Origin of the sequence: Blastococcus litoris (assembly GCF_003075095.1) — a bacterium.
Classification (GTDB): domain Bacteria; phylum Actinomycetota; class Actinomycetes; order Mycobacteriales; family Geodermatophilaceae; genus Blastococcus_B; species Blastococcus_B litoris.
Genome location: NZ_QCZF01000002.1, coordinates 503,078 through 523,998, shown reverse-complemented (window position 1 = coordinate 523,998; position 20,921 = coordinate 503,078). Strand labels below are relative to the sequence as shown.

Genomic DNA, 20,921 nt, shown 5'->3' with positions numbered 1-20,921 from the left:
GTGGAGCCTGCCGGGCAGTGCAGCCTGATGCCGGCCCGCCGCGCGCTGTCCGGAGGGCTGGTCCTCGCCGGCGCCGTCGTCGCGCTGCTCACCCTCCTGCCGACCGGGTCGGGCTGGACGTGGGGCGCGCCGTCGTCCGAGCTGCACTGGTACGCGACGGGCTGGGGCTCGCCGACCGCCATGCTCCAGCTGTTCGGGAACCTCGCCCTGCTCGCGCCGCTCGCCACCCTCGCCGTCCTCCGCTGGCCCCGCCTGGCGACGCCCGGCCGGCTGGCGGCCGTGGCACTCCCGGTGGCCGCGTCCATCGAGCTGCTCCAGTGGGCGCTCCCGCTCGGGCGCGTGGTCTCGCCCCTCGACGCGCTGCTCAACGCGGCCGGCGCGGTGCTGACCGGGCTGCTGGTCAGAGCGGCGCGGTCCGGGCGGCGACCAGTTCCCCGTCGGCGAAGCCCTGCACCTGCACCACCGCCGCCCCGGCCGCACCCGGCACGGTGAGGGAGGTCGCGCCGTCGGTGACGTCGGTGCTGCTGCGCGGCCGGCCGTCGAGGTAGACGTCGACCCGGTCGATGCCCAGCACGGTGAGCTGCAAGGTCAGGACGCCGGACCCGTCGACCGACGTCGTCATGCCCAGGCGCCTGCGTGGCCGGCCGGCCAGCAGGGCGCCCGCGGCGTCCATCAGGTCGAGGTTGCCCTCGAGCACGTCCCGGCGGGTCATCTGGTGCCGGACGTCGGCCCGGACCCCGAGGTCCTCGACCGGGGTGCCCGCCAGCGCGCCGACGCGCAGCGTGCGGCGGATCGAGACGCGCATGTCGGCCTGCTTGGGCAGCGGCCGGTAGGGCGAGGCGGGGTCGACCGGGACGTCGCGCAGCGCCTTGAGCAGGCCGTGGGTCCAGACGTTGGCCCCGCCGGCGCCGGTGCTGTCGTCGACGCCCAGCACCGGCCCGATGGCGTGGTCCTGGAAGCCGGCGGCGAAGATGTCGGTCGCGGAGTAGCAGCGGGCGTCGGTGACCAGCACGACCGGTCCGGAGTACTTCTGCCCGACGGAGTTGGCGCCGTCCTCCGGGCTGATCGGGAACGCCGACGAGTAGATGGACCCCGTCTCGACGGACTGGTCCATGGACGGGAACCACGGGCCCAGGTCGATCTGGTTGGTGGGGTTGTCCTTGTGCCGGCGGCAGATCTCCAGGTTCAGCGGCGTGCACACGAACTGCACCGGCTCGGGGGTGATCCGGCGCGGGGTCAGCGTCTGGAGGGTGAACTCGCTGGCGAAGATGTGCCCTCCCCCGTTGCCGCGGACGTCGAGGATCAGCCCCTCCTGGGGCAGCAGCTCGACCAGCCGGACGAACTCCGCCACGAAGGCGGCCGGGTCGGGCACGTTGAAGGTGAAGATCCGCAGGTGGCCGAAGACGCCCGCGGCCGTCTGCACGCTGCGGGCGCGGAAGACCAGCGGCATCGACGACGGCACGTCGGCACCGACGGCGGCCGGCTCGGCCGACAGCTCGATGGCCACGTTCCCCAGGCTCTGCTCGACGGCGCGTGGGGCGAACAGCAGCGCCCGGGCGCGTCCGGTCTCGTCGGCGTGCAGGTCCAGGCCCATGGACGCTGCGGCCGTCGTGAGCACCTCGGCGTCCGCCATCGCGGGCGCGTTCGGGGCGACCAGCCACGGCTCGCGCAGCTCGCGCCGGACCCCGTCCCGGTCGAGGTAGCTGACCGTCACCCACTCCTCCTCCGGGGGCAGGTGCAGCCGCAGCGACCGGATGGTCAGGGAGTCCACGCCGCGGGCCAGGCGGGCCGCGGTGTTGCTCCCGGCGAACCGGTCGGCGTTCACCGCGACCGCGCGCTCGACGGGCATCCCGTTCCAGTGCGTGATCTGCACGCCCACGTCGAACGTCGGGGTGGAGAAGCCCTGGGCGAGACGGGTGACGATGTAGGTGGTGCGGTCGCCGTCGGTGCACTTCTCCACCTGGAACGGGAGGTAGGCGATCATCCCGGCGAACGGCTGCGGCAGCAGGTAGTTGGTGTGCAGGTCGCGGACCGAGTGGAAGATCGCCGACATCTCCTGGTGGAAGGACCGCTCGGGGTCCATCGTCGCGTCGGTCTGCCGCAGCAGGCGGGCGCGCAGCAGGCGGAGCCGCTGGACCGGGTTCACCGCGTGCATCGCCGACTTCAGGGGCAGGTGCACGTAGTTGCCCTCGAGCATCAGCAGGGCCTGGTCGACGATCGTCATCCGCTCGGCGAGCGTCAGCGTCCCGGCGGTCCGCAGGAACTCGTGCAGCGGGACCGACCCGGGAACGGCGGCGTCCCCGGCGCCGAAGGCGACGGTCAGCTCGGCGGGGAGCAGGTCGTCGGACCGGTCGTCCGCGGCGCGGCGCGGGGTGGGCATCTCCACGTAGGTGGCCAGCGTCATCGGATCGCCTCGTTCGTGCGGCTGCTGCGGGCAGCGGTTCCCCCCGAGGCCGGACGGCCTCTGCGCCAGGCCTACCGGGCCGGCGTCACGGCGGCGTCACCGGACGACGGTGCCCGACCATCCGGGCACGACCGGGCCTGGCTACCTTCTTCCCCGTGGTGAACGTCCTCTCGATCCAGTCGCACGTCGCGTACGGGCACGTCGGCAACTCCGCGGCGGTCTTCCCGCTGCAGCGCCTCGGCATCGAGGTGTGGCCGATCCACACCGTGCAGTTCTCCAACCACACCGGCTACGGCGAGTGGACCGGGCGGGTCTACGACGGGCAGTCGATCGAGGAGGTCGTGCAGGGCATCGCCGACCGCGGCGTCCTGGGTGGCTGCGACGCGGTGCTGTCGGGCTACCTCGGGTCGGCCGACATCGGGCACGCGGTCGTCGCGGCCGTCGCGCGGGTGCGGGAGGCCAACCCCGACGCCGTCTACTGCTGCGACCCGGTGATCGGGGACGTCGGACGCGGCGTCTTCGTCCGGCCCGGCATCGAGGAGTTCATGCGGGAGGTGGCGGTCCCCGCTGCCGACGTCGTCACGCCCAACCACTGCGAGCTCGGCTCGCTGTCGGGCCGCACGACGCGCTCCCTCGCCGAGGTGAAGGACGCCGTCGCCGCGGTGCAGGCACTCGGCCCGCGCGTCGTGCTCACCACGTCACTGGTCACCGACGACACCCCCCGAGACGCCATCGACCTGCTCGCCTCGGAGGGCGGCCGGCACTTCCGGGTGCGCACCCCGAAGCTGGGCGTCTCCGTGAACGGCGCCGGCGACGCGATCGCCGCCCTGTTCCTCGCCCACTGGCTCGACACCCGCTCGGCCGAGCAGGCGCTCGGCCGGGCCGCTGCGTCGGTGTTCGGCCTGCTGCAGCGGACCGAGGACGCCGGCTCCCGCGAGATCCTGCTCGTCGCCGCGCAGGAGGAGTTCGTCACCCCGAGCCGCACCTTCGAGGTCACCGAGGTCTGAGCCCGCCGGGCCGGCTGCGCTCAGAAGGGTGGGGGTGCCGTGCGGGCAGCCACGCCGCTGGGCGTGGTGACCGTCAGCGTGCCGGCGGACGACAGGTGGAACCGCCATCCGGGGGCCTGGTGCTTGCCCCGGTGGTGCGACGTGCAGAAGCCGGTGAGGTTCCCGGCCGTCGTCGGTCCGGCCGGCCACGGCCGGTGGTGGTCGAGCTCTCCGGTCCGTGGCACGCGGCGCCGGCAGCCGGGGAACCGGCATCGTCGATCGCGAGCCCTGGCGAACCGGTCCAGCGCCGCCCCGGGCCGGTACGTCGGGCTCCCCGGTGGAGGCCCCAGACCGTCCCCGGCGGTCGCGGCGCGGCGCAGCTCGCGGGCGTCGGTGAGCGCGACCAGGGCGCCGGTGAGCGCATTGGTGACCGCGATCCGCGGCCGGTCGGTGAGCCCACCGCCGGCAGTGCGCCGGAGGAGGTCGGCGACGGCGGTCCGCTGGGCAGCACTGGCGTGCTCGAGGGCGGCCAGGGCGTCAGGAGCCGAGGAGATCGCCGCCGCTGGTGACAGTTCCCACTCCTCCCGGTCGGCGAGGTCGGCGATCTCCGCTTCCTCGACGGCCCGGCGAGCCCGTGCCAGAGCGCCGTACAGCTGGAGCTGGCTCGCGCCCACCTCGACCAGCGCCAGGTCGGCTGCGGCCCACCACGACGGCCCGGTGCCGAGCGCTGTGATCGGCGCGGGCCTGCCCAGCGCAGGGGACGAGGCACCGGGGGCCGGATCGCCGTCGTCGGGCCATGGCGCCACGGACGGCCAGCTCTCCTCCTCGGCCCACCACCGCTGCAGTTCCTCCGGCGGCGGCTCGTCGGCGCCGCGCCATTCACCGCGGAGCGCACGCTCCTCGAGCTCGGCCCACCACTGGTCGTCCGCCTCGGCAGCAGCTCGCGCAGCGGTGCCCTCCGGCGCCTCCGCCAGCACGGTCGACCCGTCCTCGTCACGGGCGCCGGGCTCGTCCTCGCCGGGCAGGAGCCCCAGTGCCCGGGCGAGGGCGCGGACCATCTCGGCGGGCACCGGGTGACCCGCGATCTCGCCGGGCTCGTCGCCTCCGGCCAGGGTGGCGACACCCGCCACGACCGTGAGCTGGGCCTGGACCACCGGGAGCGTCGTCTCGCCCGGCCGGAGCACGAGGTCCAGCAGGCAGTCGGCCATCCGCTGCTCCCGCGTCCGCGGCGGCCCGGTGGCCGGGTCGTCCTCGACCGCGTCGGCGCACTGGCCCAGCGCATCCAGCATCGCCTCGGCCTCGGGCACGGTGAACAGCGCGGTCAGCACCGCCATCCCGTCGACGCGGTCGGGGCGGACGTGCACCCCGCGTCGGCGGATCGCCGCCTCGAGCTCACGTGCCGCCGACCGGACGTCCCGGGCCAGGAGCTCCCGCCGGATCTTCGCGCCCAGCTGCGCCGGTGTGGTCACCTGCCGGCCGGCCATCCAGGCGAGCACGTCCTCCTCCAGCCGCGCGCGAACCGTGGCATCCCCGACGGGGGCCACCTTCTCGAGCAGGGGCCACAGGTGACCGACGTGCAGCAGGCCCGCCTCCAGGGCCGCCAGCGTCCGCGGCAGCCGGTGGACCAGCGTGAGCGACCGCTCGAGCAGCGCCTCGGCGGCCTGGCCGGTGATCGACAGGGCGATCGACAGCTCCGGGGCAGCCCACTCGCTCACCGGAGAGAGGACCTCGGCCCGCGCGGCTCGCCGGGCTGCACTCATGCTCCCGGGCTCACCGGGCGCCCGGTCAGCGGTAGCAGGTCGCGCCGCGGCGAACTCCACCACCGCCCGCGCGCGCCGCGCGGTCTGCCGGGCCACCTCCCGGTCGGCCTCCTGCACGACGCGCAGCGGGCCCGTGGCCCATCCCGCCGGCGGCTCCTGCTCCATGTGTTCGATCGTATGTTCGACCACTGACATTTCCGGGGGGCCGGATGTCGACGCGGTCGAGCGCCATGTGGGCGGAGCAGCAGCCGGCGGCTGGTGCGGAAAGGAGCGGATTGGTGAGAAGCCGCCTCCGGGTTCGTGGGAGGACGGGAGCCAGCGAGGGGCGACTGTGCCCGACGACTCGGTGCGCGGTCCCCACGCCGCACTACTCTCGATGCGTGCCCCCCGTCGCCTCCGCCCGGTCCCGTGCTGCCCTGAGGACGCTCCGGTGAGCGCCGTCGAGGAGCGCGCGGTCCCCGTGGGCGCGGCGAAGGACGTGGTCGAGCAGGCGGGCCGCCGGCGCACGTTCGCCGTCATCAGCCACCCCGACGCCGGCAAGTCGACGCTCACCGAGGCGCTCGCGCTGCACGCCCGCGTCATCGGCCAGGCCGGCGCGGTGCACGGCAAGGCCGGCCGCCGGGGCACGGTGTCGGACTGGATGGACATGGAGAAGGCCCGCGGCATCTCCATCACGTCGGCGGCCCTGCAGTTTGAGTACGGGGACGCCGTCATCAACCTGCTCGACACCCCGGGGCACTCGGACTTCTCCGAGGACACCTACCGCGTGCTCACCGCCGTCGACGCCGCGGTGATGCTGATCGACGCCGCCAAGGGCCTCGAGGCCCAGACGATGAAGCTGTTCGCCGTGTGCCGGCACCGCGGCATCCCGGTGCTGACCGTCGTCAACAAATGGGACCGCCCGGGCAAGGACGCGCTCGAACTGATGGACGAGATCAGCGAGCGCACCGGCCTGACGCCGACCCCGCTGACCTGGCCGGTGGGCATCGCCGGCGACTTCCGCGGCGTCCTCGACCGCTCCGACGGCACCTACCGGCGGTTCACCCGCACGGCCGGCGGGGCGACGATCGCCCCCGAGGAGACGCTCCCGGCCGAGGCGGCGCTCGCCCGCGAGGGCGACGCCTGGCAGCAGGCGGTCGAGGAGGTCGAGCTGCTGGAGGCCAGCGGCCAGGACCACGAGCAGTCGCTGTTCCTGGACGGCGTCACGACACCGGTGCTGTTCGCCTCCGCCGTGTCGAACTTCGGCGTGGGCGCCCTGCTGGACACCCTGGTCGGCAAGGCCCCGGCGCCCACCGGCGTGCCCACGGCCGACGGCGACCGGCGCGAGCTGACCGACCCGTTCAGCGCCTTCGTGTTCAAGGTGCAGGCCGGCATGGACACCGCGCACCGCGACCGCTTGGCGTTCATCCGGATCTGCTCGGGCGTCTTCGAGCGCGGCATGGTCGTCACCCACGCGCGCACCGGCCGGCCGTTCGCCACCAAGTACGCCCAGCACGTGTTCGGCCGGGAGCGGGAGAGCATCGACTTCGCCTACCCGGGCGACGTCGTCGGCCTGGTCAACGCCGCGGCCCTCGGCGTCGGCGACACGCTCTACGCCGAGAAGCCGGTGACCTACCCGCCGCTGACCACCTTCGCCCCCGAGCACTTCGCCGTCTGCCGCGGCCGCGACACCGGCAAGCACAAGCAGTTCCGCCGCGGGATCGAGCAGCTGGACTCCGAGGGCGTCGTGCAGGTGCTGCGGTCGGACCGCCGCGGCGAGCAGGCCCCGGTGCTGGCCGTCGTCGGGCCGATGCAGTTCGAGGTGGCCACCCACCGCATGGAGCACGAGTTCGGCGCCCCGGTCGAGCTCGAGCGGCTCCCCTACAGCATGGCGCTGCGCACCGACGAGGCCTCGGCCCCCGTGGTCGCGACGGCGCGCAACGCCGAGGTGCTGCAGCGCACCAACGGCGAGCTGGTCGCGGTGTTCGGCGACAAGTGGGGCCTGCGGGTGTTCAAGGAGAAGAACCCCGACCTGGTGCTCGAGTCCCTGGTCGCCGCCGAGCTCTGAGCTACCGCGGCCCGGGTACCTGGTCCCGCTTCCTCGTGGCGGTGAGCAGCAGGTACTCCCAGTCGACCACCGTCGACCCCTGCCCGCGGTCGGCGCGGCGCGCCAGCTCGGCCAGCTCCGCGTCGAGGGCGGCCACGCGCTCGGGCTCGTCGGCGATCGCCTTGTACACCGCGATCGTCGGGCCGTAGACCTCCTTGAAGTAGTCGCGGAAGCCCTCGGGCCGGTCGAACCTGTCGACGGTCAGCACCCGGCGCTCGGTCGCGACATCGGTGATCCGCCTGCCGAGCAGGTCCAGTGCGTAGTCCTCGCTCCCCCACTTCGGCGGCGGGGAGGCACCGGGGGGCGGCGGGGGCGCGTAGGGCTTCATGGTGGCGAAGAGCCGGCCGATGAAGCCCTCGGGCGTCCAGCTGATGATCCCGATGCGGCCACCGGGCCGGCACACCCGGACCAGCTCGTCGGCGGCCTGCTGGTGGTGCGGCGCGAACATGATCCCGATCGCCGACACGACCACGTCGAACTCGCCGTCGGCGAAGGGCAGCGCCTCGGCGTCGGCCTCCCGCCATTCGACCTCGACGCCCTCGGCGGCCGCCCGTGCCCGGCCCGCCTCGAAGAGCTCGGGCGTCAGGTCGCTGGCCACCACGCTCGCCCCCGTCCTGGCCGCGGTGACCGCGACGTTGCCGGTCCCGGCGGCGACGTCGAGAACGCGGTCCCCCCGCCTGATGCCGCAGGCCCTAACGAGGACCTCCCCGAGCTCGGGCAGCAGCTCGGCGGCCAGCCGCGGGTAGTCGCCCGAGGCCCACATCGCCCGGTGCCTGGCCTTGAGGGCGCGGTCCGCGTCGGCGGCGGTGCCGGTGGAGGAGGTCATGTCGGGGGCGTCCTTCGTCCGGGAGGAGCCGGCGCCCCGCACCGCCGGGAGCTGCCGTCGGCAGCCTTCGCCAGGCTGGCCCGACCCCTCGGACGCCGACAGGGCCGAAGGGCCTCCTCGGGACCGGAGGACCCGTCGGCGCCGGCGGACCCGTCAGCCGATGCCCGACGCCCGGAGGATGGCGACCACCTCGTGCACGGTGGCCGTTTGCAGCGGCAGGTGCGGCAGCAGCTCGGCGACCTCGTCGGGCTCCAGCCCGTGCGCGAGCAGCTGCTCGACCAGGTCCTCGGTCGCCTCCGGGGCGACGGGCAGGGGTGCGCCGGTCGCCGTCACCGCCGCCCGGGCCAGGAAGAGCGAGCCCGCCAGGTCGTCGTCCGCCGGGCCGGACCCGGCCGGTGCCACCGCCTGCTGGGCCACCGCCTCGGCGGCGCGCACGAGCGACAGCGGCAGCCCCTCCGCCTCCACCTCGATGAGCGGCACGTCGCGCAGGGCGGCCAGCACCAGGTGCTCGGCGTCGATCCGCAGCGGTCCCTCCCAGCCGCCCGCGCGGACGACGTCGGCCAGGTCGCCGGCGTCCTCGCCCACGTCGTCGGCCAGCTCGGCCCAGGCGTCCGGCCGCGTCCGCCGCGCACGCTCGGCGGCGGCCACGCAGGTCGCGTGCACGAACGGGTGCAGGACATCGGTGTCGTACCGGTCGGCGGCTACCGTGCCGGAGGCGTCCACGGAGTTCAGCGCGTCCTGGAAGCTGCCCGGCCGGGCGTCGCCGAGGTCGAGCCGGCCGTCCTCGTCGCCGCTGAGGTTCAGCCCGTGCGCCGCGCGCTCCCCCACGGTCAGGCCGGTGGCGACGACCCGCCCGCCGGAGCGGAGGTGGTGCGGCTGGTCGGACATGCCCACCGACCAGGCGCAGGTCTCGGCGATGAGGTCGGCGGCCCGCTCGCGCAGCACCTCGCGGGTGAGCAGGCCCATCCAGTCGACATCGAACACGCCCTCCACTGTCCCAGCGCCCCGGCGACGAGGCAGCCGGCCCGGGACTTCCCCTGGGGCGAGCAGGCCCCCCTGCGCCACCGTGGTCGGGCCCGAACCTCCGGGACCGGCTCCTGCAGGAGATCACCCAGCGGCTGCCCGGACGCTGACCCCGGCGCTCGTCGCGGCGAGCGGCCGGCCCACCGGTGGCGGCAGCTGCGCGGTCACCCGGGGTCGGGCTCCGTGAGCGGCAGCAGCACCTGGAAGCGGGTGTCCCCCGGCCGTGACGTCACCCGCAGGTCACCGCCGTGCCGCTTCACGACGACGCGCCACGACACGTCCAGCCCGAGGCCGGTGCCCTGCCCGACCGGTTTGGTGGTGAAGAACGGCTCGAAGACGCGGTCGCGCAGCTCGGGCGGGATGCCCGGGCCCGTGTCGGCGACCTCCACCACCGCGCAGTCGCCGTCCCGGGCCGTCCGGACCGTCAGCGTGCCCTCGCCGGCCATGGCGTCGAGCGCGTTGACGATCAGGTTGGTCCAGACCTGGTTGAGCTCGCCCGCGTACGCCGGCACCTCGGGCAGGCCGCGGTCGTACTCCTTGACCACGGTGATGCCGGCGCCGATCTTCCCGCCGAGCATCACCAGCGTGGCGTCCAGCCCGGCGTGCAGGTCGGTGGGCTGGTGCGGCGTGCGGTCCATCTGCGAGTACTGCTTGGCCGCGTCGACCAGGCTGGAGATCCGGTGCGTGCTGTCGGCGATCTCCACCAGCAGAGCCTCGGCCTCGACGGTGTAGGCCAGCCAGCGCAGCGCCGCCGCCAGGTGGTCGGGGCCCACCGCGTCCGTGACGCGGTCGAGGTCGTCCGGCTGCAGCCCGGCGGCGACGAAGACCCCGGCCAGCTCCCACGGCTGGGGCACCTCGTGGTCCTCGAGCCAGTCGCCCAGGCCGTCCTCGAGGTCCGAGCGCTCCAGCGTGGTCAGCTCGCGGGCGGTGCCGACCCGGCCGACGAACTCCTCCTGCAGCCCCGTCAGCGAGCGCAGCACCTCGCCGTCGAGCTTGCCCTCCGACAGCATGGCCAGCTTGTGCCGCATGCCGGCGAAGCGATCGCGCAGCGCGTCGGCCGCCCGGGCCGCCGCGGCGGCCGGGTTGTTGAGCTCGTGGGTCAGGCCGGCGGTCAGCTTGCCCAGCGCCAGCAGCCGCTCGCGCTGGCCGACCAGCTCGGCGGAGTTCCGCTGCCCGACGAACATGCCCTCGAGCAGGTGCACGGCCATCGGGTACCACTGCCGGAAGACGGCGGCGAACGGGCCGGCCGGCAGGGCGAGGAAGCGGCAGTCGGTGACCGCCCGGACCGTCGCCGGGTAGCGCTGCTCGAGCCGGTCGCCGAAGTAGAACTGCACGGCCCCCGAGTACACGCCGCGGTGCGACGTCCGCACCGTCTCGACCTCGCTGCCGCCGACCGTCCGGACCATCGTCATCGTGCCCTCGAGCAGCACGAAGAAGCACTCGGCCGGCTCGCCCTCGACCGACACCTCGGTGCCGGCCGGGCAGTCGACGACGTCGCCGTTGGCCGAGACCCAGGCGAGCTTCTCGTCGTCCAGCTGCTCGAAGAGGAAGAGCCCGCGCAGCTCGTCGGGCGTCAGCCGCGGTTCCGTCGCCGTCATCGCTCCCCCAGGTACCGGTGCACGAGGGTGACCGCCATGGCGCCCTCCCCGACCGCCGACGCCACCCGCTTGACCGAGTCGCACCGGACGTCACCGGCGACGAAGACGCCGGGCAGGCTCGCCTCCAGCAGGTACGGGTCGCGGTCGGGGACCCAGCCGGGCGGGCGGCGCCCCTCGTCCAGCAGCCCGGGGCCCGTCCGGATGAAGCCGTGGTCGTCGCGGGAGACCGCCCCGTCGAGCCACGCCGTGCGCGGCGCCCCGCCGATGAAGACGAACAGGTGGCTGGCCGGCAGCGTCTCCCGCTCGCCGGTGTTCGCGTCCTGGACGGTGATCGCCTCGAGGTGGCCGTCGCCCTGCGCACCGGCGACCGTGCAGCAGGTCCGGACGGAGATGTTCTCGATCCCGGCGATCTGCTCGATGAGGTAGGACGACATCGAGGCCTCGAGCGAGTCGCCCCGCACGAGGATGGTGACCGACCGGGCGAACCGCGACAGGTACACCGCGGCCTGCCCGGCGGAGTTCGCCCCGCCGACGACGAAGATGTCCCGGTCGGTGCACTCCACGGCCTCGGTCATCGCCGAGCCGTAGTAGACGCCCCGGCCGGTGAGGTCGTCGACGCCGTCCACCCCGAGGCTGCGGTAGGAGATGCCGGTCGCCAGGACGACGGCGTGCGCGGCCAGCACCCGGCCGTCGTCCAGGCGCACCACGCGCTTGGGCCCGTGGGTCTCGAGCGCGACGACGTCGCGGGTGAGCAGCAGCTCGGCGCCGAACTTCACCGCCTGGCGGCGAGCGCGCTCGGCCAGCTGGCCACCGGAGACGCCGTCCGGGAAGCCGAGGTAGTTCTCGATGCGGCTGCTCTGGCCTGCCTGCCCGCCGGTCGCCTCGCGCTCGACGAGCACGGTCCGCAGCCCCTCGGAGGCCCCGTAGACGGCGGCACCGAGCCCGGCCGGGCCGCCCCCGACCACGATGAGGTCGTAGAACATCTCCCGCGGCTCGACGGCGAGCCCCGCGACGGCGGCGAGCTCGGACTCGCTCGGGTGCAGCAGCACCTGCGCGTCCGGCGTGACCACGACCGGGATGTCCTCCGGGCCCGCCCCGGCGGCGGCCAGGATCCGCTGGCCCTCCGGCTCGTCGACGCTGAACCAGGTGTAGGGCACGGCGTTGCGGGCGAGCAGGTCACGCGCCCGGAACGACGGGGCCGACCAGCGGTGGCCGACGATCTTCACGCCCTCGACCTCCGGGTCGGGCGCCTCCCGCCACGACTTCAGCATCGTGTCGACGACGGGGTAGAGCTTCTCCTCCGGCGGGTCCCACGGCTTGAGCAGGTACGCGTCGACGTCGACGACGTTGATCGCCTGGATCGCGGCGTCGGTGTCGGCGTAGGCGGTCAGCAGCGCGCGGCGGGCCCGCGGGAACAGGTCCATCGCCATCTCGAGAAAGTCGATGCCGTTCATCTCCGGCATCCGGTAGTCGGCGAGCAGCACCGCCACCGGGTCACCCCGCAGCTTCAGCTCGCGCAGCGCCTCGAGCCCCTCGGCCGCGGACGACGCCCGCAGCACCCGGTGGTCCTCGCCGTACCTGCGGCGCAGGTCCCGGGCCACGGCCCGGGAGACCCCGGGGTCGTCGTCCACGCTGAGGATGACCGGCTTGCCCATGCGGCGACTCCTGTCGTGCCACGGCGGGTCGTGGCCGTCGTCAACGCTAGTCGCGCCGCGACCGCCGGCGCACCCCTCTAGCGGTCGCGGTCCCGGACGACGTGCACGGCCGCCTCCTCGGCCGACGCCGCGGCGCCGTCGATCCCCGCGTCCCGGGCCCAGAGCTCGTCGTCGGTGTCCCCGGCGCCACCGTCGTCGGAGTCGACCAGCCGGCCGGCGCGGTCGTCGCCGACCTCGTCGTCGAGCAGCTCGCCGTCGGTGTCCGAGCTGTCACCCAGGCCGTCGCCGTCGTCGTCGGAGCGGTCGGGCAGCTCGCGGGCGAGGCGGCCGTCCAGGCTCTCGCCGGCCAGCTCCTCCGACTCCGTCGTCCCCCAGTCCTCGACGCCCCACGGGCGTTCCGGGGGCGACCAGCCGGTGTCGAGGACGTCCCGGACCCCGCGCGGGTCGTCGAGGGTGTCCTCCGGCTCGAGCAGCCCGGAGGCTTCCTCGGGGTCGGTGCCGTCCGTACCGTAGATCCCAGGTTCCACGATGGTGCGTCCCTTCAGCTCGGAGTGTGCGGATGACCGGCCAGCAGATCGACCCCGCCGTGCCGCCCTCGGGAACCGGCTGCGTCGAGTGCGAGCAGGCCGGCGGCTGGTGGTTCCACCTGCGCCGGTGTGCCCGCTGCGGGCACGTGGGGTGCTGCGACTCCTCGCCGAACCAGCACGCGCGGGCGCACGCGGCGGCCTCGGGGCACCCGGTGATCCGCAGCTTCGAGCCCGGCGAGGACTGGTTCTGGGACTTCTCGACCGAGCAGCCGGTGGTCGGCGTGGTGCTGGCCCCGCCGCAGCACCACCCGGTCGACCAGCCGGCCCCCGGCCCGCGCGGCCGGGTGCCCGCCGACTGGCGATCCCGGCTGCACTAGGCGGGCGGCCGTCCCGGAGGTCACGCGGTCATTCTGATGCGGCCCCCGCCGTGTCACCATCCCCCTGCTCGCCGCTGGGCGGCCCGACCCAGACCGTCTTCGCGTTCATGAACTCCCGCATGCCGAGCTCGGTGAGCTCGCGGCCGTAGCCGCTCTGCTTCACGCCGCCGAAGGGCAGCTCCGGGTAGCTGGTCACCATCCCGTTGATGAATGCCATGCCCGAGGCGACGTCGGCGATGAACTGCGCCCGCTCGTCCTCGTCCTCGCTCCACAGGTTGGCGCCGAGGCCGTAGGGGTGGCTGTTGGCGATCTCGATCGCCTCGCCGAGCGAGTCCACCGTGAACAGCGCCGCCACCGGGCCGAAGACCTCCTCGGAGTAGAGGTCCATCTCCGGGGTGATGCCGCTGAGCAGCGTGGGCTCGTAGAACCAGCCCGGCCGGTCGACCCGCGTGCCGCCCACCAGCACCGTCGCGCCCTTGGCGACGGCGTCGTCCACGTACTTCTCGACGTCCTCCCGGCCCGACTCGGTGGCCAGCGGGCCGATCTGGGTGTCCTCGTCCATGGGGTCGCCGACGGTGAGCGCCGCGATCTTCTCCGCGAACAGGCGGGTGAACTCGTCGGCCACGTCGCGGTGCACGAAGAAGCGCTTGGCCGCGATGCAGCTCTGGCCGTTGTTCTGGTTGCGCGCGGTGACGGCGACCTCCGCCGCCTTCTCCAGGTTCGCCGACGGCATGACGATGAACGGGTCGCTGCCGCCGAGCTCCAGCACCGTCTTCTTCAGCGCGTCGCCGGCGATCGAGGCCACCGACTGCCCGGCCGGGGCGCTGCCGGTGAGCGTCGCGGCGGCGACCCGGTCGTCGCGCAGCACCTTCTCGATGGTCGACGAGCCGATCAGCAGCGTCTGGAAGACGTCGTCGGGGAAGCCCGCCTTGCGGAAGAGCTCCTCCAGGTAGAGGGCGGTCTGCGGCACGTTGCTGGCGTGCTTGAGCAGGCCGACGTTGCCGGCCATCAGCGCCGGGGCGGCGAACCGCATCGCCTGCCAGAGCGGGAAGTTCCACGGCATGATCGCCAGGACGACGCCGATCGGCTGGTGGACGACGTAGGCGTCGACGGCCTTCACCGCGCCGGCGTCCTTCTCCTCCGGCCGCAGCAGGGCAGGGCCGTGCTCGGCGTACCAGCGCAGGGCCTTGGCGCACTTGGCCACCTCGGCCTTCGCCGAGGCGAGGGTCTTGCCCATCTCGGTCGTCATCAGCTCGGCGACGGCGTCGGCGTCCTCGTCGAGGACGTCGGCGGCCGCGCTCAGCCAGCCCGCCCGCTCCTCCGGCGACGTGCGCCGGTAGGTCGCGGCAGCGGCGGCGGCTCGGGCCAGCTTCTCCTCGAGCGCGTCGTCGGACAGCGGCTCGTAGGTCTTCAGCGTCTCGCCGGTGGCCGGGTTGATGGTGGCGATGGCCATGGGTGCTCTCCCGTCGGTGGTGCTGCCTCGCGTCGGCTCTCCCCTGCCCGGCGACGCGGTCGTGAAACCGCTGTGCCGCAGGCCACCGTGCCTCGGCGGGCGGCGGGCCGTGATGGGTCCTAGCGTCCCCGCGGTGGACCTGTTCCGTACCAAGTCGGTCGAGCACATCGGCGAGGACGCCGCCGGTGAGGGCGCGGGCAGCGACGTCGGCCGCCTGCGCCAGAACCTCAGCGCCCGCCACCTCGTCGGCATGGGCATCGGCGTGGTCATCGGCACCGGCATCTTCACGCTCACCGGCATCCAGGCCCGCGACACCGCCGGCCCGGCCGTCGTCATCTCCTTCGCCGTGGCCGGCGTGGTCGCCCTGCTGGCCGCGCTCTGCTACGCCGAGCTCGCCTCCAGCGTGCCGACGGCGGGCAGCGCCTACTCCTACGCCTACGCCACCGTCGGGGAGCTGATCGCCTGGATCATCGGGTGGGACCTCTTCCTCGAGTTCGCCCTCGGCGCCGCCGTCGTCGCGCGCGGTTGGTCGGGGTACGTCGGCAACCTGCTCGACCTGCCCACGTCGCTGTTCGGCGAGGGGACCACCGTCAACGTCGGCGCGGCGCTGATCGTCGTCGTCCTCACCGTCGTGGCGGCCCTGGGCATCCGCGAGTCCGCGCGGGTGACCAACGCGCTCGTGGTCGTCAAGGTGGCCATCTGCGTGTTCGTGGTCGTCGCCGGCGCCTGGTTCGTGCGGGGCGCCAACCTCACCCCGTTCGTCCCGTCGGGCGAGCCGAGCGACACCGGCGGGGGGATCGACCAGCCGCTCATCGCCGCGGCGTTCGGCCTGGAGCCGGCGGTCTTCGGCATCGGCGGCGTGCTGACGGCGGCCGCGGTGGTCTTCTTCTCCTACACCGGCTTCGAGGCGGTCGCGAACCTCTCGGAGGAGACCCGGCGTCCGGGCCGGGACCTGCCGCTCGGGCTGCTCGGCACCCTCGGCCTGGCGACGGCGCTCTACATCGGCGTCTCGTTCGTGCTGGTCGGGATGGTCGACTACCGCGACATCGACCCGGGGGCGCCGATCGCGGACGCGTTCGACCAGGTCGGGCTGGGCTGGGCCTCGGCGCTGGTGTCCCTGGCCGCCGTCGCCGGGCTGACCTCGGTGATCCTCGTCGACCTGATCACCATGACGCGGATCGGCTTCGCCATGGGCCGCGACGGGCTGCTGCCGCCGGCCGTGGCGAAGGTGCACCCGCGCACCGGGACACCGGTGCGGATGACCGTGCTGTTCGCCGCGCTCGTGCTGGTGATGGCGACGTTCGTGCCGCTGGAGGAGCTGGCCAACCTGGTCAGCATCGGCACCCTGTTCGCGTTCGTGCTGGTGTCGGCCGCGGTCCCGGTCCTGCGCCGCACCCGGCCGGAGCTCAGGCGCCCCTTCCGCGTCCCCTTCTCCCCCGCCGTGCCGGTGCTGTCCGCGGTGGCCTGCCTCTACCTGATGGTCAACCTCAGCATCGAGACGTGGCTCCGGTTCCTCGCCTGGCTGCTGCTGGGCCTGGTCGTCTACGCCGTCTACGGCTACCGGAACTCGCGCATGCGCGACCGGGTGCCCGACGTCGCCCCGTAGGACATCCGGCCGCGCAGCCGCAACTGGCCTACCGTGGGACCGGCAAGCCCCCGATGTCGGGTGGCAACTGACATCTCCGGGGTGGACCGATGACTGGGTGGGGATCGGAGGGGGCGGCGCCCGCTCCCGACCACCTGCACACCCCGCGCGCCTACCTGCACGACGCCCTGCTCTACGACGACCGGGCGCAGCTGGTCGACGTGGCCGTGCCCTTCCTGCTCGAGGGCCTGGCGGCCGGTGACGCCGCGGTGGTGGCGGCCGGGGAACAGACGTCGGCCGCTCTCCGCGACGCCCTCGACGGCGACCCCCGCGTGCACATCCTCGAGCGGGGCGACGTCTACCGCGCCCGCACGCCCACGGCGATCACCACCTTCCGCCGGGTCGCCCACGAGCGTTCCGCCGGAGGGGCCCGCCGCGTCCGCGTGATCGGCGAGGTCGACTACGGGGCCACCGAGCGCGACTGGCTGGAGTGGATGCGCTACGAGTCGGTGATCAACAAGGCGCTGGCGGACTGGCCGCTGTGGGGGCTGTGCGTGTTCGACACGCAGGCGCTCCCCGACCCGGTCCTGGAGTCGGCGCTGCGCACCCACACCGCCCTCGTGACGCCGGCGGGGCGCTCGGCCAACCCCGACTTCGTCCCGCCGGCCCGGTACCTCGCGGAGCTGCCGGTCCCGGTGGACCCGCTGGAGGCCACCGCGCCCCGGCTGTGGGCCCGTGACGTCGAGGACTACATCGGCCTGCGGCACGCCGTCGCCGCCGAGCTCGCGACCGTGGACGCGCCGCGGGACCTGGTCGAGGACTACCTGCTCGCCGTCGACGAGATGACGTCCAACGCCGTCCGCCACGGCAGGCCGCCGGTGGGCCTCCGGCTCTGGGTCGGCGACGACCGGATCGTCTGCTCGATCGACGACGGAGGCCCCGGCCTCACCGATCCCTTCGCCGGCTACGGCCCGGCGCACGGCGACGACCTCTCCCGAGGCGGCATGGGGCTGTGGCTGGCCCGGCAGCTGTGCGACCACGTCGACCTCTCCTCCGACGACCAGGGCACGCGCGTCCGGCTCACCGTCCGCCTCGGCTGAGCCGGAGCCCGGTCAGCCGAACCCGGTCAGCCGAAGAGGTCGCCGAGGAACGACTCCTTCTTGCGCCGGTGGGTCGACGAGTGCGACGAGTGCTTGGTGCTCTGCACCTGACGGAGCACCTCGCCGACCACCCCGCCGAGACCGCCCTGCTGGTCGCCGGACGACCGGTAGGACTGGTGGTCCGAGGACTGGTGGGTCTGCGTCGCGCGCCCCCCGCCGTGCCAGGCGTTCTCGGCGTCGATCAACCGGTCGAGCTCACCCCGGTCGAGGAAGATCCCCCGGCAGTCGGCGCACTGGTCCACGTGCACGCCGTTGCGCTCGTAGGTGCGCATGGTCCCGTGGCACTTCGGACAGGTCAGCTCCATGTCCGCGCAACGGAGGTCACCGACGGGGAGTTCCCGTTCCACCCAGTGGATGCCGCAGGTCGGAGCGACGGGGGCCGGAATGGATACTGGGAGCCCGCAGCCCGGACCGATGGGAGCTCGTGTTGGACAAAGTCGTGGCCACCACCAGGGAGGCCGTCGCGGACATCTCCGACGGCGCGACGCTCGCCGTCGGGGGGTTCGGTCTCTGCGGGGTCCCCTTCGCGCTGATCGACGCGCTGCTGGAGCAGGGCACCGCCGAGCTGACCACCATCTCCAACAACTGCGGAGTGGACGACGCGGCGCTCGGCGTGCTGCTGTACGCCGGCCGGATCCGCAAGACCATCAGCTCGTTCGTCGGCGGCAACAAGGAGCTGGCCCGGCTCTACCTGTCCGGGCAGCTGGAGGTCGAGCTCACCCCGCAGGGCACGCTCGCCGAGCGGCTGCGCGCCGGGGGTGCCGGCATCCCCGCGTTCTACACGCCCACCGGGGTCGGCACGCTGGTCGCCGACGGCGGCATCCCCGTCCGGTACGACGCCGACGGGAACGTCGTGGAGACCAGCCGGCCCAAGGAGGTCCGGGAGTTCGACGGCCAGCAGTACGTGCTGGAGACCGCGCTGACCGCCGACTTCGGCCTGGTGCACGCCCTCATGGGCGACCGGCACGGCAATCTCTACTTCCACGAGTCGGCGCGCAACTTCAACCCGCTGGCCGGGATGGCCGGCCGCATCACGATCGCCGAGGTCGAGGAGCTGGTGGAGCCCGGAGACCTCACCCCGGAGCACGTGCACCTCCCCGGGGTCTACGTCGACCGCGTCGTCGTGGTGGGCGGAGACCGCAAGCCGATCGAGAAGCGCACCACCCGCCCGCGCAGCGACCGCTCCGACACCCCGGCCGCCGCCGGCGAGGAGGCCACCGCCTGATGTCCCTCAACCGTGAGCAGCTCGCCGCCCGCGTGGCCCTCGAGCTCGAGGACGGCCAGTACGTGAACCTCGGGATCGGGATGCCGACCCTGGTGCCGAACTACGTGCCCGACGGCGTCCACGTCGTCCTGCACTCCGAGAACGGGATCCTCGGGGTCGGCCCCTACCCCTTCGAGGGCGACGAGGACCCGGACCTGATCAACGCCGGCAAGGAGACCGTCACGCTCCTGCCCGGGGCGAGCTTCTTCGACTCGTCGGAGTCGTTCGGGATGATCCGCGGCAAGCACCTGGACGTCGCGATCCTCGGGGCGATGCAGGTGAACACCCGCGGCGACCTCGCCAACTGGCTCATCCCCGGGAAGATGGTCAACGGCATGGGCGGCGCGATGGACCTCGTCCACGGCGCACGTCGCGTGATCATCATGATGGAGCACGTCGCCCGCGACGGGTCACCGAAGATCGTCGAGGAGTGCACGCTGCCGCTGACCGGCAAGGCGTGCGTCGACCGGATCATCACCGACCTCGCCGTCATCGACGTGACCGAGCGGGGTCTGGTGCTGCTCGAGACCGCGCCCGGCGTCTCCGCCGACGAGGTCGTGGCCGCCACCGGCGCGCCGCTCACCGTCGCCGACGACCTCCGCGAGATGCCCCTCCCCACCACCGTCTGACGCCCTTCCGCGTCACGGCCGCCGGGGACCGTTGTCCCTGGGCCGGCCACTTCCGGCTCCGGAGTGGCTGCCCGAGGGACAACGGTCCCAGCGGACCGTCAGAAGGGGTAGGCGGGGAGGTCGCCGCGCAGGGTGACCCACTGGGTCTCGGTGAACGCCTCGATGTTGGCCATCGGACCGCCGTGCCGGGACCCGGTGCCCGACGCGCCGACGCCGCCGAAGGGTGCCACCGCCTCGTCGTTGACCGTCTGGTCGTTGATGTGCACCAGCCCGGACGGGATCCGCTCGGCCAGCTGCAGGCCGGCGTACACGTCGCGGGTCAGGATGCCCAGCGACAGGCCGTACTCGGTGCCCGCGGCCAGCTCGGCGACCTCGTCCAGCGACGAGAACGGCGTCACCGGGGCGACCGGCCCGAAGATCTCCTCCTGGTAGGCGGGGGCCTCGACCGGGACGTCGCCCAGCACCGTCGGCCGGTAGAAGAGCCCCTCGTAGGTACCGCCCGTGCGCACCGTCGCCCCGCCCTCGACCGAGGCGGTGACCAGCCCGTGCACGCGGTCGCGCTGGCCGGCGTCGATCAGCGGCCCCAGCGCCACCTGGTCGCGGAACGGGTCACCGACCGGCAGCTTCTCCACCTTCTCGGTGAGGATCTGCGTGTACTCCTCGGCGATCGACTCGTGCACCAGGTGCCGCGAGGTGGCCATGCAGATCTGCCCCTGGTGGGCGAACGTGCCCCACGCGCCGACCGAGGCGGCCGCGGTCACGTCGACGTCCCCGAGCACGATCAGCGCCGAGTTCCCGCCCAGCTCCAGGTGCGCGCGCTTGAGGTGCTGGCCGGCCAGCGCGCCGACGGAGCGCCCGGCCCGCGTCGATCCGGTGAAGGCGATGACCCGGACGGCGGGCTCCACGACCAGCGCCTCGCCGACGTCGGCACCGCCCGGCAGCACCTGCAGCACCCCGGCGGGCAGCCCGGCCTCCTCGAAGACGCGCGCGAACATGGCGCCGCCGCTGATCGCCGTCCGCGGGTCGGGCTTGAGGATGACGGCGTTGCCCAGGGCCAGCGCCGGTGCGACGGCGCGGATCGCCAGGATCGTGGGCACGTTGAACGGGGCGATGACGCCGACGACGCCCGCGGGCACGCGGCGGGCGAACGACAGCCGCGGCGAGCCGGTCCGCAGCAGCTCGCCGTACGGGTGGGACGGCAGCGCGGAGGCCTCGTAGCACTCCTGCGCGGACGTGTGGACCTGGAAGTCGCCGAACGGCTGGATGGCGCCGGACTCGCGGGCCAGCCAGCCCTTGATCTCGTCCGCGTGGGCCGAGAGCACGTCACCGGCCCTGCGTAGCACGGCGGCGCGCTGCTCGAACGGCAGGGCCGCCCACGCCTTCTGCGCCCCGACCGCGCGGACCGCCGCCTCGTGCACGTCCTCCGGGGTCGCCTTCCCCACCGAGCCGAGCACCTCGCCCGTCGCCGGCTCCAGCGCGTCGTAGGTACCGCCGCTGCCGTCGGTCCACGCCCCGGTCCAGACCTTGCCCTGCCATGCGCCGTCGTCGAGAAGTGCCACGTCGTCCTCCTTCGTCACGTCCGTCCGGA

General features: G+C 73.8%; 18 protein-coding genes. 8 read left to right on the top strand and 10 right to left on the bottom strand.

Going from position 1 to position 20,921, the window contains the following annotated elements; all coding sequences use genetic code 11:
* Nucleotides 1-492, top strand: coding sequence for a VanZ family protein (locus tag DCS98_RS06925; protein WP_241037280.1), 492 nt, complete (start codon nucleotides 1-3; stop codon nucleotides 490-492).
* Here the strand turns inward: DCS98_RS06925 and DCS98_RS06920 are convergent.
* Nucleotides 401-2,404 carry a S41 family peptidase gene (locus DCS98_RS06920; protein ID WP_206340129.1) on the bottom strand — a complete coding sequence of 668 codons (2,004 nt, stop codon included), beginning with the start codon at nucleotides 2,402-2,404 and terminating at the stop codon, nucleotides 401-403. The two genes, DCS98_RS06925 and DCS98_RS06920, sit on opposite strands and share 92 nt — an antisense overlap.
* A gap of 155 nt (nucleotides 2,405-2,559) precedes the next feature.
* Between DCS98_RS06920 and pdxY the strand changes: the two genes are divergently transcribed.
* Nucleotides 2,560-3,411: a pyridoxal kinase PdxY gene (gene pdxY / locus DCS98_RS06915; RefSeq protein WP_206340128.1), complete on the top strand. Its 852-nt coding sequence runs from the start codon at nucleotides 2,560-2,562 to the stop codon at nucleotides 3,409-3,411.
* 20 nt (nucleotides 3,412-3,431) lie between these two features.
* Here the strand turns inward: pdxY and DCS98_RS06910 are convergent, their stop codons facing one another.
* On the bottom strand, nucleotides 3,432-5,315 hold the full coding sequence (locus DCS98_RS06910; protein WP_241037278.1) for a DUF222 domain-containing protein: 1,884 nt from the start codon (nucleotides 5,313-5,315) through the stop codon (nucleotides 3,432-3,434).
* 265 nt (nucleotides 5,316-5,580) lie between these two features.
* Here DCS98_RS06910 and DCS98_RS06905 point away from each other — a divergent pair, with 265 nt between their 5' ends.
* A complete protein-coding gene (locus DCS98_RS06905; RefSeq protein WP_241037277.1) occupies nucleotides 5,581-7,197 on the top strand; it encodes a peptide chain release factor 3 in 1,617 nt (538 codons plus the stop codon).
* A 1-nt stretch (nucleotide 7,198) separates the two neighbouring features.
* Here the strand turns inward: DCS98_RS06905 and DCS98_RS06900 are convergent, their stop codons facing one another.
* The 5 genes from DCS98_RS06900 to DCS98_RS06880 form a co-directional block, all read right to left on the bottom strand.
* Nucleotides 7,199-8,062 (bottom strand): class I SAM-dependent methyltransferase, encoded by an 864-nt coding sequence (locus DCS98_RS06900; protein ID WP_116450689.1) that lies wholly within the window; start codon nucleotides 8,060-8,062, stop codon nucleotides 7,199-7,201.
* A gap of 153 nt (nucleotides 8,063-8,215) precedes the next feature.
* Entirely contained in the window at nucleotides 8,216-9,046 is an 831-nt protein-coding gene (locus DCS98_RS06895) for a hypothetical protein (RefSeq protein WP_116450589.1), read from the bottom strand.
* A 203-nt stretch (nucleotides 9,047-9,249) separates the two neighbouring features.
* Nucleotides 9,250-10,683, bottom strand: coding sequence for an ATP-binding protein (locus tag DCS98_RS06890; RefSeq protein WP_116450588.1), 1,434 nt, complete (start codon nucleotides 10,681-10,683; stop codon nucleotides 9,250-9,252).
* Nucleotides 10,680-12,338 carry an FAD-dependent oxidoreductase gene (locus DCS98_RS06885; protein WP_116450587.1) on the bottom strand — a complete coding sequence of 553 codons (1,659 nt, stop codon included), beginning with the start codon at nucleotides 12,336-12,338 and terminating at the stop codon, nucleotides 10,680-10,682. The genes DCS98_RS06890 and DCS98_RS06885 overlap by 4 nt, the downstream gene beginning before the upstream one ends.
* Nucleotides 12,339-12,415: 77 nt before the next feature.
* A complete protein-coding gene (locus DCS98_RS06880; protein ID WP_206340127.1) occupies nucleotides 12,416-12,865 on the bottom strand; it encodes a DUF5709 domain-containing protein in 450 nt (149 codons plus the stop codon).
* 32 nt (nucleotides 12,866-12,897) lie between these two features.
* Between DCS98_RS06880 and DCS98_RS06875 the strand changes: the two genes are divergently transcribed.
* Nucleotides 12,898-13,242 (top strand): UBP-type zinc finger domain-containing protein, encoded by a 345-nt coding sequence (locus DCS98_RS06875; RefSeq protein ID WP_116450585.1) that lies wholly within the window; start codon nucleotides 12,898-12,900, stop codon nucleotides 13,240-13,242.
* 28 nt (nucleotides 13,243-13,270) lie between these two features.
* Here the strand turns inward: DCS98_RS06875 and DCS98_RS06870 are convergent, their stop codons facing one another.
* Nucleotides 13,271-14,695: an NADP-dependent succinic semialdehyde dehydrogenase gene (locus DCS98_RS06870; RefSeq protein ID WP_116450584.1), complete on the bottom strand. Its 1,425-nt coding sequence runs from the start codon at nucleotides 14,693-14,695 to the stop codon at nucleotides 13,271-13,273.
* 133 nt (nucleotides 14,696-14,828) lie between these two features.
* Here DCS98_RS06870 and DCS98_RS06865 point away from each other — a divergent pair, with 133 nt between their 5' ends.
* Together DCS98_RS06865 and DCS98_RS06860 are read left to right on the top strand one after the other, a co-directional pair.
* A complete protein-coding gene (locus DCS98_RS06865) occupies nucleotides 14,829-16,301 on the top strand; it encodes an amino acid permease (RefSeq protein ID WP_206340126.1) in 1,473 nt (490 codons plus the stop codon).
* 89 nt (nucleotides 16,302-16,390) lie between these two features.
* On the top strand, nucleotides 16,391-17,380 hold the full coding sequence (locus DCS98_RS06860; RefSeq protein WP_116450582.1) for a sensor histidine kinase: 990 nt from the start codon (nucleotides 16,391-16,393) through the stop codon (nucleotides 17,378-17,380).
* 26 nt (nucleotides 17,381-17,406) lie between these two features.
* On the opposite strand, the gene DCS98_RS06855 is transcribed toward DCS98_RS06860, so the two are convergent.
* Entirely contained in the window at nucleotides 17,407-17,745 is a 339-nt protein-coding gene (locus DCS98_RS06855) for a TFIIB-type zinc ribbon-containing protein (RefSeq protein WP_116450581.1), read from the bottom strand.
* A 134-nt stretch (nucleotides 17,746-17,879) separates the two neighbouring features.
* Between DCS98_RS06855 and DCS98_RS06850 the strand changes: the two genes are divergently transcribed.
* Nucleotides 17,880-18,665, top strand: a complete 786-nt coding sequence (locus DCS98_RS06850) for a CoA transferase subunit A (protein WP_241037275.1) — start codon at nucleotides 17,880-17,882, stop codon at nucleotides 18,663-18,665.
* A complete protein-coding gene (locus DCS98_RS06845; RefSeq protein WP_116450580.1) occupies nucleotides 18,665-19,333 on the top strand; it encodes a CoA transferase subunit B in 669 nt (222 codons plus the stop codon). The genes DCS98_RS06850 and DCS98_RS06845 overlap by 1 nt, the downstream gene beginning before the upstream one ends.
* Nucleotides 19,334-19,431: 98 nt before the next feature.
* Here DCS98_RS06845 and DCS98_RS06840 read toward each other — a convergent pair whose 3' ends face one another.
* Nucleotides 19,432-20,892, bottom strand: a complete 1,461-nt coding sequence (locus tag DCS98_RS06840) for a benzaldehyde dehydrogenase (protein ID WP_116450687.1) — start codon at nucleotides 20,890-20,892, stop codon at nucleotides 19,432-19,434.
* Nucleotides 20,893-20,921 lie beyond the last annotated feature (29 nt).

Excerpts from the sequence above, each read along its gene's own strand:
- DCS98_RS06910 (WP_241037278.1), bottom strand. The coding sequence starts at position 5,315 with ATGGAGCAGGAGCCGCCGGCGGGATGGGCCACGGGCCCGCTGCGCGTC.
- DCS98_RS06890 (WP_116450588.1), bottom strand. The coding sequence starts at position 10,683 with ATGACGGCGACGGAACCGCGGCTGACGCCCGACGAGCTGCGCGGGCTC.
- DCS98_RS06885 (WP_116450587.1), bottom strand. The coding sequence starts at position 12,338 with ATGGGCAAGCCGGTCATCCTCAGCGTGGACGACGACCCCGGGGTCTCC.
- DCS98_RS06845 (WP_116450580.1), top strand. The coding sequence starts at position 18,665 with ATGTCCCTCAACCGTGAGCAGCTCGCCGCCCGCGTGGCCCTCGAGCTC.
- DCS98_RS06900 (WP_116450689.1), bottom strand. The coding sequence starts at position 8,062 with ATGACCTCCTCCACCGGCACCGCCGCCGACGCGGACCGCGCCCTCAAG.
- DCS98_RS06855 (WP_116450581.1), bottom strand. The coding sequence starts at position 17,745 with ATGGAGCTGACCTGTCCGAAGTGCCACGGGACCATGCGCACCTACGAG.
- DCS98_RS06870 (WP_116450584.1), bottom strand. The coding sequence starts at position 14,695 with ATGGCCATCGCCACCATCAACCCGGCCACCGGCGAGACGCTGAAGACC.
- DCS98_RS06920 (WP_206340129.1), bottom strand. The coding sequence starts at position 2,404 with ATGACGCTGGCCACCTACGTGGAGATGCCCACCCCGCGCCGCGCCGCG.
- DCS98_RS06860 (WP_116450582.1), top strand. The coding sequence starts at position 16,391 with ATGACTGGGTGGGGATCGGAGGGGGCGGCGCCCGCTCCCGACCACCTG.
- DCS98_RS06875 (WP_116450585.1), top strand. The coding sequence starts at position 12,898 with ATGACCGGCCAGCAGATCGACCCCGCCGTGCCGCCCTCGGGAACCGGC.